The organism is Acinetobacter sp. YH1901141 (assembly GCF_013416935.1).
Lineage (GTDB): Bacteria > Pseudomonadota > Gammaproteobacteria > Pseudomonadales > Moraxellaceae > Acinetobacter > Acinetobacter towneri.
Genome location: NZ_VPEY01000001.1, coordinates 26524 through 41235 on the forward strand (window position 1 = coordinate 26524; position 14712 = coordinate 41235).

14 protein-coding genes are annotated in these 14712 nt (G+C 42.1%); 4 read left to right on the plus strand and 10 right to left on the minus strand.

Annotated elements, in window-relative coordinates; translation table 11 throughout:
• Positions 1-3 precede the first annotated feature (3 nt).
• From FTV52_RS00150 to FTV52_RS00165, 4 genes are all read left to right on the plus strand, one after another.
• On the plus strand, positions 4-1452 hold the full coding sequence (locus FTV52_RS00150; RefSeq protein ID WP_004976148.1) for a coniferyl aldehyde dehydrogenase: 1449 nt from the start codon (positions 4-6) through the stop codon (positions 1450-1452).
• A 163-nt stretch (positions 1453-1615) separates the two neighbouring features.
• A complete protein-coding gene (gene rpmB, locus FTV52_RS00155; protein WP_004976147.1) occupies positions 1616-1852 on the plus strand; it encodes a 50S ribosomal protein L28 in 237 nt (78 codons plus the stop codon).
• A 16-nt stretch (positions 1853-1868) separates the two neighbouring features.
• On the plus strand, positions 1869-2024 hold the full coding sequence (gene rpmG / locus FTV52_RS00160) for a 50S ribosomal protein L33 (RefSeq protein ID WP_004976146.1): 156 nt from the start codon (positions 1869-1871) through the stop codon (positions 2022-2024).
• 157 nt (positions 2025-2181) lie between these two features.
• Positions 2182-3897, plus strand: coding sequence for a cation:proton antiporter (locus FTV52_RS00165; protein ID WP_167845769.1), 1716 nt, complete (start codon positions 2182-2184; stop codon positions 3895-3897).
• 191 nt (positions 3898-4088) lie between these two features.
• On the opposite strand, the gene FTV52_RS00170 is transcribed toward FTV52_RS00165, so the two are convergent.
• The 10 genes from FTV52_RS00170 to FTV52_RS00215 form a co-directional block, all read right to left on the minus strand.
• Positions 4089-4367, minus strand: a complete 279-nt coding sequence (locus FTV52_RS00170) for a hypothetical protein (protein ID WP_131261040.1) — start codon at positions 4365-4367, stop codon at positions 4089-4091.
• A 103-nt stretch (positions 4368-4470) separates the two neighbouring features.
• Positions 4471-4974 (minus strand): DUF6586 family protein, encoded by a 504-nt coding sequence (locus FTV52_RS00175; protein WP_179988458.1) that lies wholly within the window; start codon positions 4972-4974, stop codon positions 4471-4473.
• 175 nt (positions 4975-5149) lie between these two features.
• Positions 5150-5404 (minus strand): RNA-binding protein, encoded by a 255-nt coding sequence (locus FTV52_RS00180; protein WP_004976139.1) that lies wholly within the window; start codon positions 5402-5404, stop codon positions 5150-5152.
• A gap of 79 nt (positions 5405-5483) precedes the next feature.
• Positions 5484-7472, minus strand: a complete 1989-nt coding sequence (locus FTV52_RS00185; protein ID WP_179989438.1) for an ATP-dependent helicase — start codon at positions 7470-7472, stop codon at positions 5484-5486.
• A gap of 158 nt (positions 7473-7630) precedes the next feature.
• Complete coding sequence (locus tag FTV52_RS00190) at positions 7631-8386, minus strand: hypothetical protein (protein ID WP_179989440.1); 756 nt, start codon at positions 8384-8386, stop codon at positions 7631-7633.
• A gap of 14 nt (positions 8387-8400) precedes the next feature.
• Positions 8401-9369, minus strand: a complete 969-nt coding sequence (locus tag FTV52_RS00195) for an NYN domain-containing protein (RefSeq protein ID WP_154321061.1) — start codon at positions 9367-9369, stop codon at positions 8401-8403.
• An 11-nt stretch (positions 9370-9380) separates the two neighbouring features.
• Positions 9381-12020 (minus strand): type I DNA topoisomerase, encoded by a 2640-nt coding sequence (gene topA / locus FTV52_RS00200; RefSeq protein ID WP_179989442.1) that lies wholly within the window; start codon positions 12018-12020, stop codon positions 9381-9383.
• A gap of 34 nt (positions 12021-12054) precedes the next feature.
• Positions 12055-12504, minus strand: coding sequence for an ammonium transporter (locus tag FTV52_RS00205; RefSeq protein ID WP_004976129.1), 450 nt, complete (start codon positions 12502-12504; stop codon positions 12055-12057).
• 101 nt (positions 12505-12605) lie between these two features.
• On the minus strand, positions 12606-13613 hold the full coding sequence (locus tag FTV52_RS00210; RefSeq protein ID WP_096901707.1) for a PIN domain-containing protein: 1008 nt from the start codon (positions 13611-13613) through the stop codon (positions 12606-12608).
• Positions 13614-13629: 16 nt separating this feature from the next.
• Positions 13630-14595 carry a hypothetical protein gene (locus tag FTV52_RS00215; RefSeq protein WP_179989444.1) on the minus strand — a complete coding sequence of 322 codons (966 nt, stop codon included), beginning with the start codon at positions 14593-14595 and terminating at the stop codon, positions 13630-13632.
• Positions 14596-14712: the final 117 nt, after the last annotated feature.

A 14712-nucleotide genomic window follows, 5' to 3' on the forward strand; every position in this document is an offset into this window, starting at 1 on the left:
GCCATGAACAGTCAAACAAAAACAACTTCAATGACCCCACATTCACCCGATTTACAACGTCTGGATGATATTTTGGCATTGCAGAAATATGCCTATCAGCGTCATCCTGTCCCAAGTGCCAAAGAACGCATTGAACGCTTAGCCCGCTTAAAACGTGTGATTGTGAAATATCAGGATCAATTTGCCGAAGCCATTAACCGTGACTATGGCAACCGCGCCATTGCAGAAACCAAAATTGGTGAATTACTTACCTGCTTGGAACATATCAAATATTACAGCAAAAACCTGACCGACTGGATGAAGCCATCTAAACGTCAGGTTGGTATTATCCACCAACCTGCAAAAGCATGGGTACAGTATCAACCTTTAGGGGTAATTGGCATTATTGCACCTTGGAACTATCCGCTGCTGTTGTCTTTAGGCCCACTGATCTGTGCTTTGGCTGCAGGCAACCATGCCATGATCAAAATTTCCAGTGCTTCTGCGCATTTTGGTAAAGTACTGGAAAACGCCATGAGCGAAGCATTTCCACAGGAATTGGTGGCAGTAATTAATGGCGGCGGTATTATTTCCGATGCGTTCTGTCATTTGCCTTTTGACAAAATTATTTTCACAGGCTCTACCGAAGTCGGCAAAACTGTAATGGCTGCCGCGTCACAAAACCTTGTGCCTGTCATTTTAGAACTAGGTGGAAAATCCCCTGTTTTGGTGCATCCATCTAGCGATATGGTCGATGTAGCGCAGCGTATTGCGGTAGGTAAACTCTGGAATGCTGGACAAACCTGTGTTGCACCCGACTATATGTTCTTGCCTAAAGGCAAAACTGCCGAATTTATGGAGCATTTCGAGCAATTTGTGACCGAAATGTATCCGCATATTCGTGATAACCAAGACTACACTTCTATTATTAATGACAAACAATATCGTCGCTTACAGGGCTATTTAGAAGATGCACGTGAGCGAGGTGCAAATATTATTGAAATTAATCCGCAAAGTGAAAATGTGGCTGCAACCCGTAAAATGGCACCAACGGTACTGACCAATGTCAGTCCAGACATGCAAATTATGCAAAATGAGATCTTTGGTCCAGTCCTGCCAATCTTAGAATATGAACAAATTGATGATGTAATCGAGTTTATTAATAGCCGACCGCGTCCTCTTGCTTTATACTATTTCGACTTTGATCAGGCGCGTGCCGACTATGTCGCACAGCGAACCCATTCAGGGCATTTCGGACTCAATACTGTATTGACCCACGTTGCACAAGATGACTTACCATTTGGTGGTGTTGGTGCATCGGGCATGGGGAAATATCACGGTCCAGAAGGTTTTTTCAGCTTGTCACATGAACGGTCGGTAATGTCTAATCCGAAGCTTTACAGCTTGAAGTTCATTCTCCCCCCATTTGATAAGCCGATTCATCGATTGATTTCGAAGACGCTTCTTCGTTAACTGATCAAGGCATGAGCTATCAAACACGCTCATGCTGTTTTTGAAGAAAATCGCTTGTCTTTTAAGCGTATTTTTGATATAAAACGCCCCTTGAATGAATTCATCCGTTTATTTTTGACTGGCCATACAGATTTGCTGTTGGCTAAATCAATGGAGTTACACCATGTCTAAGGTTTGCCAAGTTACCGGCAAGCGTCCAGTCGTTGGTAACAACGTCTCACACGCCAACAACAAAACTAAGCGCCGGTTCGAGCCGAACCTGCACAACCACCGTTTCTGGTTAGAAAGCGAAAAACGTTTCGTACGTCTTCGTTTAACCACTAAAGGTATGCGTATTATCGACAAATTGGGCATTGAAAAGGTTGTTGCTGACCTTCGTGCTCAAGGTCAAAAGATCTAAGTAAGGAGTCAGGACAATGCGTGATAAGATTCGCTTAGTTTCTACAGCTGGTACAGGTTATTTCTATACCACTACTAAAAACAAACGTACTATGCCGGAAAAAATGGAAATCAAAAAATTTGATCCAAAAATCCGTCAACACGTAGTTTTCAAAGAAGCTAAAATCAAATAATTTTAGCTTTTTTAAAAAACGACCTTATTCAGGTCGTTTTTTTTGCACTTTTTTTGCCTCACTTGTTAAAATTTCCTCGTTTTCTTTTTTGGCACTATTTGTGCTTGTCTTATTTCAGTCTTTTGACCGCACCTTCACCATGGCTTAGGAGTTTCTCGTGCCTCATGATGTAGAACTCATCATCTTACTTGCCGTTGGTTTTAGCTTGGCACTGGTATTTGGCTATATCGCTGCGCGCTTACGCCTTCCACCGCTTATAGGCTATCTGATTGCAGGTGTCATCATTAGTCCCAACACACCGGGCATTGTGGCAGATATTCATCTTGCCAACCAATTGGCAGAACTTGGGGTCATGTTCCTCATGTTCGGTGTTGGCATGCATTTCTCGCTAAATGATTTAATGCAGGTACGACGCATTGCTTTGCCTGGTGCAGTATTGCAGATCGCCGTGGCGACCCTGCTCGGTGTAGGCGTGTCGATGATGTGGGGTTGGAGTTTTGGTTCTGCCTTAATTTTTGGCTTGAGTCTGTCTTGTGCCAGTACCGTTGTGCTCTTAAAAGCATTGGGTGATCGTGGCCTGCTCGACTCCGTGAACGGTAAAATTGCCGTAGGCTGGTTGTTAGTTGAAGACTTAGTGATGGTCTTAGCATTGGTGCTTTTGCCTGCCACAGCTGTATTACTGGGTGGACAAGCTATCGACAATGCCAGTGATGAAAATATTTGGCTAACACTCGGACTGACTTTATTAAAAGTTTCAGGCTTTATTGCCTTTATGCTGATTGTTGGCAAACGCCTTGTGCCCTTCATTATGCAAATTGTGGCTCGCTTAGGCTCGCGGGAACTGTTTACCCTGACTGTGGTCGCTGCTGCGGTATCAATTGCCTTTGGTGCTTATAAAATCTTTGGCGTGTCGATGGCACTTGGGGCGTTCTTTGCGGGGATGGTGGTCAAAGAATCTGATTTCAGTCATCGCGCCGAAGAAGAAACTTTACCCTTACGTGAAATTTTCTCCATTCTATTTTTCGTTGCTGTGGGCATGCTGTTTGACCCGCGTATTCTGATAGAAGAACCACTGCACGTTTTAGCGGTCGTCGGCATTATCATGGTGGGTAAAACCATTGCAGCCATGGCATTGGTCTTGTTCTTCCGCTATCCACTCAATACAGCCTTGACCGTAGGCGCGAGCTTGGCACAAATTGGTGAGTTTTCCTTTATTTTGGCAACGCTAGGTGTATCTTTACAACTGCTGTCACTAGAAGGACAAAACCTGATTTTAGCAGGCGCACTCATTTCAATTACCCTCAATTCCTTTGTTTTTTCTGCGATTGAGCCTGTGCAAAACTGGATTCGGGAACGCTCTTATTTGGCGCGTTTGCTTGAACGCAGCAATGACCCTTTAGCCATGCTGCCCGATGAAGTTTCTCAAGATTATTTACGTGATCAGGTGGTGATTGTTGGACATGGTGAAGTCGGACGCCGCATTACTCAAAATTTAATGGCTGAAAATATTAAGGTCGTGATTGCGGAAGAAAACCGTGAAATTGTCGAAGACTTACGCGAAAAAGGCATTGCTGCAGTCAGCGGCATTGCCACAGAAGCGGGTGTACTGATTCAGGCACATATTCAACATGCACGACTACTCGTTCTCTCGCCTATGGACATTTTGGATATTCATAAAATTGTGGATATTGCCAAAACCCTAAACCCTGAAATTCAGGTTTTGGTGTGTGCAGAAAGCAAAGCCGAAGCGGAAGTAATTCGTAAAGACAACATTGGTGAAGTGTATTTTGCCAAAGAAGAAATGGCGAAAAATATGAGCAATTATATTTTAAATCAAATTGAAATTGCCCATCATCAGCCACCAACGCATTGAGCATCATTCATCTAAAACCCATAGCCAAAATCACAAAAAGCGCACCGTTTAAGCTGCGCTTTTTTTGTTGACGTATAGATTGGCTTTCATTGTGTTGATGAAAAACTATCTAATAATGTCCATGATTTTAACCAAAGCAGATAGACAATCTATTCATTAAAGATAGCTCATCACCGAAAGACCTTTTGGGATTAACTCATAAATTGCGGCTGTTCATCCACAATTTCGGCATGCCATTCATTGACCTGCTTTTCCAACAAGCCAAATAATGCCGCCTGAATCATGTGCTGTGCCACAACAGCCGTCTGATCGCCCAATATGGCTTTGACTTCGTCATTGAACTGGATTTTGACCAATGGCTCTTTCTCTGAGCCTGCATTACGCAATGCCAACTCGCCACCTTCAAGCTGAACCAGCTCTAAAATTGCTTCCTGATTACCAAATAATTCTTTCAATTGCTCTATAGACATATATCCTCCATGCTCGACATGGCGGCAAAGGCGCTTGCACTTTGCATCGTTCAGAATATTTATATCGGGCTGATCAGATTTTTTTCAAGGGCGTTTGGTCGGCTTAAAATTCCACCATTTCATTACGAAAACCATCAATCAACTGGGTTAAGTCACGATGCCATTCGCGCAAAATTTTCGTATCTGGTAGCCATGCTTGCGGAGATTGCGTGACTTTAATAATCAAATTGGATGACGTTTCCTGTTCAGGTTCTGGTGCACTTGGCTCGGGCGTGTACTGACATAAACGATAAGCGCGCTTTAACTCTGCAATAAAACCCGATTTGCTCAGTTGCTCCAAAATTGCCACTTCAGGGGAAATCTGCCCTTTGGCTGCCATCAATTCTTCAATTGATTTAAGGGTTGGATTACTGTCATTTAAACGATAATACCGCACCAATTCCTGCAAAAAAGCCAGCACCGCGCCATTTAAATGAAACACCGCAGCTTCACGATGTGCCTGCGCTTGCTGAACATGCTCGGTTTGCTCGGCCTGCTGACATGAAAGACGGGCGAAATATAATTTCTGATTGGTACGATCTGCATGAAAACGAGCAACACGGGACATGAGCATTTCCTCAATTTAGCGTTCTAAGAAGCTTAGATTAAACCGATTTTCCTGCAACACCCAATAAAAAATACACTATTTTTACTGCGATAAAATCGCGCACCAATGCAGTGCCAATCTCGTATTTTTACTAAAAATCACGCATAAAAAAGGAGCATTTTTTGCTCCCTTTGAACTATTTTGATGCAGGCTTATCTTCTGCTGCTTTGACACGTATTCCATGACCATGCAGACGCAAAGTATTCAGCGCTTTAATGGCTTTTACTGCCTCACGTGCATGTGGCATTTCTACAAATGCAAAACCTTTAGATTTTCCTGTTGCAGCATCCAACACCAAATTACAAGATTCTACAGTGCCATATTCCTGAAAAAGTTTTAACAATTCTTCTTCAGTAACAGTACGCTCTAAACTACGAACTAAAATTTTCATCTTACAACCTTAAAATAGGCAAAAAACATCAAAAAGCACTCGCCTACTCTACTTTTTGCAGGAAACCATGTGGCATAGTTTAATCGAGATCAATGCCAAAATCTAAATTAATCGCTTGGCGTTCCACCAAGGCACTTTTCACAGTTTGCTGACGGGTACGGTGATGAGTTTCCATCGTACACAACTGCCGTGTCAGATCATTCAAAAAATAACTGTCCAGTTTGCGCCCTTGTTCATCTACCGTATCACGCGCCCATAAATTAAAATTTTGCTTGGTTAAAATCAGTTCATTTTGGGCACGGGTCAAAGCCACGTACAGCACTCGACGTTCTTCTTCAATATCATCAAAACTGCCCTGCGCCCGTGCATGCGGGTACTGCCCTGCAGTCACATTCGCCACATAACAGACTTTTTGCTCCGTACCTTTGGCAGAATGGATGGTGATTAAAGTGACCACATCGGTATCGGACTGGCGTTCAATTTCAGAAATAGACACAGGATCGAGCACATATTCTTCTAAAAACTCACTTAACTGCGCATGCTTACCCGCCAGTTGTTGCACCAACTGAAAATCACCCTGACGACGATTCCAGTCTTTTTTATAGTTATCTGCCAATTGTTCCTGAATAGCTTCAATGCCTAAACCGACGCAAGCTGCAACTTCATGTCGTAAGACATCCATTTGCTTCATGATCAATAAAGTTTTTTCTGGCAAGCGTCCAAATTTTTCCAGCTTTTCAATCACCTGATCCATTGTCGGTTCAAGCAACAATTGCTGTGCCAACTTACTCGCACCGACATCGCCCACGCCATTCCATAAAGTGAGAAAACGCATCCACGCAATATCATCTAAAGGATTGGCAATAACGCGCAATAAACTAAGCAAGTCTTTTACATGCGCAGTTTCCAAGAGCTTCATGCCGCCAATAAAACGATACGGCACACTTGCCGCAATACAGGCAGCTTCAATATGTCGCGCTGCAAAACTCGAACGCACCAAGACCATGTGATCTGACCACGGCGCGCCTTGCAAGAAATGTCGCTCTTTAATATCAATCGCAATCCATTTGGCTTCATCAAATTCATTCGGGAAAATATGCATTTTGGGTTTGATGCCATCACCACGATGCGCCTGCAACCGTTTGTTATAGCAAATCTCACTTTGATCTAACAACCAATTGGACAGGTCTAAAATTTCCTGCGTAGAACGGTAATTTTGCTCTAATTTGAAAATTTGAGCATTCGGTACGCGCTCTGTGAAATGATGAATATTTTCAAAATCTGCACCACGGAAACCATAAATCGATTGTGCATCATCGCCCACACAAAACAAACTGACCCGATCTTTTAAAGGCTCAAGCAAAGCCCATTGCAAAGGATTGGTGTCCTGCATTTCATCGACCAGAAGATGCTGACAAATTGACGCGACATAATCGACCAGACCTTCCGACTGCGCCAATGCCGATGCCACCACAGCCAAAATATCGTCATAATCGAGAAAGCCACGTGCACGTTTACGGCTTTCGTATTCCTGCATAATTTCAGCAATTTGATCTTTTAATGCCAAATATTCAGGCTGTTGCTTTTCTAAAGCCACACTCAGTTTTTGACGGGTATTCCGCGCAAAAGAATACAAATCACATAATTCTTGAGGCTTAGGCAACTGACTTGGATTTTTCTTATCATCTTTTCCGCGAATGAGGCGAAACATCATCAACTGATCATCACGATCAATAATAGAAAATTGTTCCAAGCCAAAAGCTTTAGGAATACGTCGTAACAGGTACATACAAAAAGTATGAAAGGTCGAAGCACGTAAGCCTTTGGCTTGCTCACCCAGTGCCAACTCCACCCGCGCGACAATTTCACTCGCCGCACGACGAGTAAAAGTCAAAATTTGAATTTGATTGGCTGGAATACCTTGATCAATCAAGTACGCTGCACGCGCCACAATGGTTTTGGTTTTGCCACAGCCTGCGCCAGCCAAGACCAGACTATGTTGATGTGCTGTCGTGGCTGCTTGTTTTTGCTGGGGATTCAATTCATCAATTAGGCTGGCTAAACTCATAGTGACTCATCGTACTGGGTGGATGAATAGTTTAACAGATCGGTTTAGGAATAAACCCATGAATATAAATGGCTCAATTCATACTCAAGTCATGCTCAAGCACATACTTTTACACAGGTTTTATTGTAGAGATATGGATAAGTGCATGCTTATCCACATTATTTCCAACCCAATTCTATGGCAGTAATTTCGTTAATACGCGTCTGCTGTAACGATTCAGGCATCTTACTTTTGCTTTGCGAAAGTGGCACATAACCCGCCATCAGTTCAGCCTGTCGTTGTGGGTACAATGGTTGCTGATTTGGGTCTGCATAACCAATCGGATAAATCGGTTGACCTGTGCTCAAATCATATTTATCTGTGGCACCAAAGGTATGCAGTAATTCATGCACCATCACCATGGTATTGCGCTCACTGTGTGCAGCAGAAGCAAATAAATTCACCGAGCCAATTTTACCTTTTTGTAAAGCGGTGGAATGTTTCAAAATTTGAGTTTGACTCGGATCATAATAATTCAGGTACAGCGTCACGGTTGCCGTACCATCACTGCTTTGTCGTTGCTGCCAAGCGTAAAAACGGAACTTTAAACTCCAAAGTACAGTATTAAGTAGTGATGCCTGCTCAGGCACTTTTGGTGGCAACTCCTTTAATTCTCGCCCCTGTTTGAAATAAAGCGCAATCGGTTGCCCACGATACTGCAAAGAAGCTTGTTTTAGATAGTCTTGAGCAGAATTTAAATTATTGATATTTAATGTATTGATATAGTTTTGGGTGTTTGATCGTCCATCGGCATTGATTGGGTGTAACAATACGATGATGGGCTTATTCCAGTCTTGGCTCTGATCACGCCAAGCATTGACTGCAACGACCAGCAAAACCAGCAATAAGCATAAAATTCGGATTTTTTTCCACATGAATTAGGACAACATTAAGACATCAGCTTGCCGACTTTAACACGATTGTGATCACTGGAAAATTCCAACCAACCACTGTGTATTGAAAGTATAGCTGACTGTGTATTTTCAAATCCCTGATTTTGAATATTAAAGTAGGGATCATTTTGTTCGATATGTTGAATAATCTCGGAAATTTTTGCCCAACCTGCCTGATCTGCAAGTTGCTGAATGGTTTTTTGGACAAGTTTGACAAACGTACTAAAACTACGCTTTCTCAAATACATCTGACTGCCCTGTAATTTGGTTTCAAATAAACCCAAGGCTTTAATTAAACCAGAGAGTTTATCGTAACCATAGTTTCGGGTGTCAAAGTCGGGCTTGACCGAGCTGATATACGTACCAATTGCCCCTAAATAAGCCCAACCACTATCATCGGCATTTTCTTTGACCGCTTTATAAATCAGGTTCAAGGTGTATTTATCTATGCTGAGTGCAACATCGGTAACTTTATTATTTTTCCCTTTCTGATCAGATTCTTCTGCTACCGCAGCTTTTTCAGCTTCGGACACCAAGTTTTCTACATAAATAAATTTATCGCAGGCTTTACGAAAAGCTTCAGGCGTATTACTACGCCCAAAACCATAAACGATTAAACCACTTTCACGAATGCGAGAGGCTAAAGGCGTGAAATCACTGTCGCTAGATACAATACAAAAACCATCTAAAGCACCGCTATACAACAAATCCATGGCATCGATAATTAAAATCATATCGGTGGCATCTTTGCTTTTGGTATAAGCAAATTGCTGTACAGGCGTAATGGCGTGCGGTAAAAGTACATCACGCCAATTTTTTAGACTTTCGCTGCTCCAGTCACCATACACGCGCTTTACACTGGCGATGCCATACTTCGCCACTTCTTCCAATACAGACTCAATCGAGTTGACCGATGAGTTATCTGCATCGATTAAAATGGCGAATTTTTTTGGCTTCAACTCCATAACAGATCGTGTTAAGCCTCAACCCACTTACCATCTTGGTAAACCAATGACCATTTGGTTTGTTTGCCTTCAGGCGTTTCCGAACCAATATATTGCGCTTGATTCTTACGGCTGAATTTCACCAAGGTTGGATTACCTTCTGGGTCTGCATCAGGTGCTTGCAAAATAAACTGATATTTTGGATCAAGCTGTTCTGCCACCGTACGCAACTCAGCCACTTTCGGGGCACGGGTTTCACGCACTTTCGGGAACTTGCTAGCTGCCAAGAATAAACCTGCTGCACCATCACGTAGTACAAAAAAGTCATCGTGTTTGGTCGAGCGTAAATGCTCCATTTTAATTGGATCAACGCGCGGTGGCGCAGGTTGACCATTCTTGAGCACTTTACGCGTATTTTCACAACTGGTGCAGGCAAAATAAGGGCCAAAACGACCTGTTTTCAGCTGCATTTCGCCATCACACTTGTCACAAGGAATGGTTGGACCATCATAGCCTTTAATTTTGAACTCGCCTTCTTCAAGCTCAAAACCTGAACAGTCTGGGTTATTCCCACAAATGTGCAGTTTACGACCGCCATCAATTACATAACTGTCCATGGCTGTTTCACAAATTGGACAGCGCTTTTTAGACATCAAATCTGCGGTTTCAGCGGCATCATCATCGGATAAGGCGGCAAGTGATTCTACAGGTGTCAGGTTCAGCGTTCCCTTACAACGCTCTTTTGGCGGCAAGTTATAGCCTGAGCAGCCTAAGAATACGCCTGTCGTACCTGTACGAATCTGCATTGGTCGTGAGCATTCTTTACAATGTACTGCATCGACCTCTACAGGCAAGTTACGGCGCATGCCTTGTTCGCCCTGTGCATTGGTCAAACGCTGTTTGAAGTCACCATAAAAACTGTTGAGTAAATCTTTCCAGTCACGTTCACCATCTGCAACCTTATCTAGCTGACCTTCCAAGTCTGCTGTAAAGTCGTAGTTCATCAGATTATTAAAACTTTCATCCAGGCGGTCTGTAACAATCTCACCCATTTTTTCGGCATAAAGACGACGGTTTTCCAGTTTGACATAACCACGGTCTTGAATAGTTGAAATAATCGCAGCATAGGTCGATGGACGTCCAATACCTTTTTTCTCAAGCTCTTTCACCAAAGAGGCTTCGGTAAAACGCGCAGGTGGTTTGGTAAAATGTTGTGATGGATCAAGCTTCTCTAATTTAAGAATTTCACCGACTTTAACTGCAGGCAGTAACACATCATCATCCGATTTGTTTTGCCCACGCACTTTAGTAAAACCATCAAAAACCAGCGTACGACCTTTGGCTTTTAACTCGACACCATTGGCATCCACTAAAATGGTCGATGATAAATATTCGGCTGGTGTCATTTGGCAAGCGACGAACTGACGCCAAATCAGATCATATAAACGCTGTGCATCGCGTTCTACACCCACTAAATTGTCGCCTTTAAGCGCAACATTAGATGGACGAATCGCTTCGTGCGCTTCTTGTGCACCTGCTTTATTGCCATAACGATTTGGTTTAGCAGGCAGATATTTTTGACCAAACTCCGCTTCAATATGCGTACGCACCATATTGACCGCATCATCACTCAGGAAGGTCGAGTCTGTACGCATATAGGTGATAAAACCTGCTTCATACAAACGCTGTGCCAGCATCATGGTTTTCTTGACTGAAAAACCAAGACGGGTACTCGCAGCCTGTTGCAGCGTTGACGTGATATATGGCGCACTTGGGTTGACTTTGGTCGGCTTATCTTCACGTGCAGATACGGTGTATTGCGCATCTTTAATCAAGTTCAGTAAAGCATCGGTTTCAGCTTTGTTGCGTAACTTGAGGGTTTTACCCGCTTGCTTAACCGCTTCTAGACGAATGTCATCTTTTTCAGATTTAGTATCTGCAAAGACTTGCCAATATTCTTCGGGTACAAAGGCGCGAATTTCACGCTCGCGCTCCACAACCAGCTTCACCGCAACTGACTGCACTCGTCCTGCCGATAAACCACGGGCAATTTTTTCCCAGAGCAGTGGCGAAATCATAAAACCCACCACGCGATCTAAGAAACGACGTGCCTGTTGGGCATTGACTTTGTTGGTATCTAAACGCGCAGGATGCTTAAAGGCTTCTTGAATCGCATTTTTGGTAATTTCGTTAAACACGACACGTTGATAACGTGAGTCATCTCCACCAATGACTTCTTTTAAGTGCCACGCAATCGCTTCCCCTTCACGGTCCAAGTCCGTTGCGAGATAGACTTCATCGACCTGCGATGCCAGTTTTTTTAATTCAGCGACTACATTTTCTTTGCCTGGCAGCACTTCATAGTGTGCTTTCCAGTCATGTTCAGGATCAACCCCCATACGGTTGACTAATGCTTGTTGAGCTTTTTCAGCTTTCTGAGCCTCGGTCAGTTTGGTTCGGGTGGTGGTTTTCTTTTCTGTGGTTTTTGCGCCACCACTGGTTGGCAAATCACGCACGTGACCGACCGAAGACTTCACAATGTAGTCCGAACCAAGATATTTATTGATTGTTTTCGCTTTTGCAGGCGACTCCACAATCACTAAAGCACGTTTGTGACCAGCTTCAGATTTGGCTGCAGTGCTTTTGGATGTGGACCGAGGAGCGTTCGCCATAAGTAACCGTATTTCCTATTTAATGGTTTAAAAATTAACGTTCAGCCAAGCTATGTAAAAAGGCTTTCATCTCATCTAATTGAGTTGCGCGAAGATCGGCTTCTTCATCCCAATAGATTCCTACACAGTTTGCCTGCATATCAATAGCATAAATGCCCTTTAATGCAATGGGTAAGCCTTGGAATTTCTCATCGCCATGCAACAGCTCTAGCTTTTGATCTGTCACTAAAGCACGCATTAACGGTAAACGTGCATCGGCAATGAGTACGCTGTAATACGCCACCATACTGGCACGTGATTCCGTAGCTTTGGGGATTTTTGTCCAATCAGGTGCAACCACCAAACGAGGGTGTAGTCCCATTTTTCGGGCTTTTTCACGCATCAATCCTAAAGCTTTTTCTCTTGGGCTGACACGCAGACCAAAAATAGAGCCCATCACAAATATAATGATGGCAACGGCAACCCAAATTCCAGTATTTTCCATAGTACAACCTTTCTATTCTTATATTAGAGTTGCATAAGCACAATATAAAACGCAAGTACCACCGACTAAAATCAACTGGCTTTATCAGAAGCTTATACTGTTTATGACAAAACTTCCGTATTAGGTTGTTCCATCAAACTTGTCTGAATTATTGTTGTATTCAAACAAGTTTTGTCTAGACTTGCCCAAGCCTCAATCAAGGAATCGTTATATATTAGTTTAGTACTTTCTTGCTTAACAATATTTTGCTTTATTAAAATATTGATAAAGTCTTGAGCCAATTGCTGAGCGTTTAACTTTAATACAGATTGAATCGAATTCAGTAAACTATTTAATTTTGCAGGTTTATTATTGCTAATTTTACTTAGATAATCACAATACTGTTTCACTCTTTGCAAGTGCGGCTTAATCTGAATTTCATCAACTGACGGTAAAGCTTTACTCAAAGCCTGTACCTCACCTTTTTCTCTAAATTTAAGAGCATCTTTCATCCGAGATAGCTCATAACTTACAGTCTGATCTTTAATTTGGATCAATTGATAATCTTTTAACTGCTCAATAATCTTTCTGGTATTGCTTGTATATCCTTTTAACCAAGACTTTAGAGCATTGTTTAATGAATTAAATTGTTTGGGTTGATTTTTTAAAAGTAATTGGATTGCAAACAGTAAAGGTTTCAGTTCATCAGAACTTAAATCAGTTTCTTGATTTATTAATTTGAACTCTTTGCTAGGTGAAGATAAGAGATCCCTTTTTAACTGTTGAGACTTAAAACCCATTACTGTCAATAAATCAACAATATATTCAATTTTCTTGTCATTAGACATTACATCAAATTCAACATTTGATTTATCCATTTGAATAGATAACTGACCAGCTAAGAAAGCTAATCCAAAATCTGCAGCATCTGGGCCAATCTTAGGCATTTTAATAAGAACAAGCTTTTTCTTGCTCACAAAATCAGAAAGCATCTGCAAACCATCTAAGCTTAAATTTATAGGTGATTTTGCATATACCAAATACACGAATTGATATTCAGATAAATATTTTAGAAGTTCTTTTTCTGATTTATGTAAATTTTCAATATCCAACAACAAGACTTTTTTCATACACTCTCACAATCTTTTAACTCAAGAACATCTCATGACTATATAGCACTTCATGTCCATTCCAATAAATATAGCCTTTTTCAATCAGTTCTTTGAGCAATAAACGAATATCAGACTTTGGAAATAACCGCTCTAGTAAATCACGCAACTCATAAATATCTTTCGGTTTTTCACCCTTTAGCTCACGTAACTTTTTGGCAACTTCCCATTGCACAGGGTCAATTTGGCTAAAGTTTTTAAATAAACTGTGCTGAGGATGTGGCTCTACGGCTTCAGTTTGCGCCACGATTGTAGAAGTGACTGTCGCCTCTTGCGTAGATTCTTCCACGACATCTAGGTCAAGTTGAGCCCATTGTTTCAGAACTTTTTTACGAAAGCTAATTTGTTCATCCACCCGCTTTACAATTTTCAGGCTCATCAACATACCAACCACATGCTGCACTTTGTCGGCCTCAAGTTGCAAAATATTGGCAATTGAGTGTTTTAAAGCTTCTAAGTTGGTTGGCTTGCCTGACATTTTTGCCAGCGCATCACAGTACTTTTTTACCAACAGCAATTCAGGTTTGCTGCGAATTGCCATTGGGCTTGGTAAACGATTTTTGCTTTTCCCAGACTGCATTTCAGGCTGAATATGAATCAGGTGACAGGCAATTTCAGATGCTTGCAACATTTCCATTAAAATCTGAATACTGTCAGCCGCAGAAATCACTTCAACTTGTGTTTCTGGCTCTAGCAGTGCCATCAGTTGCCCAACTACCACTGCATATTCAAACTCTTTAAACTCTGCGCGCGGGCTGTCTAAAATCATAAGTTGACCCGTACTGATCCAGCCAGCGAGTTCAGTTAAATCCTGCAAGTTATATTCAAATTTTCCTGCACAATTAAACAGATACACACTCGGATGATGCTCAATAATTTCTCGCAACAAAGTCGCGGTAGGCAGGTTGTTTTCAAGGTCAAGTAATACAACTTTAGAGGACATAAACTTTAGCGGACACAATAGGGTTTAAAAGATTCAGGCACAGCAGCCGAGCATTACAGCGGGAAGTACAGCAAAGGTCAAATTAAAATCAGCACGGAAACCAATACCGTTGATTAA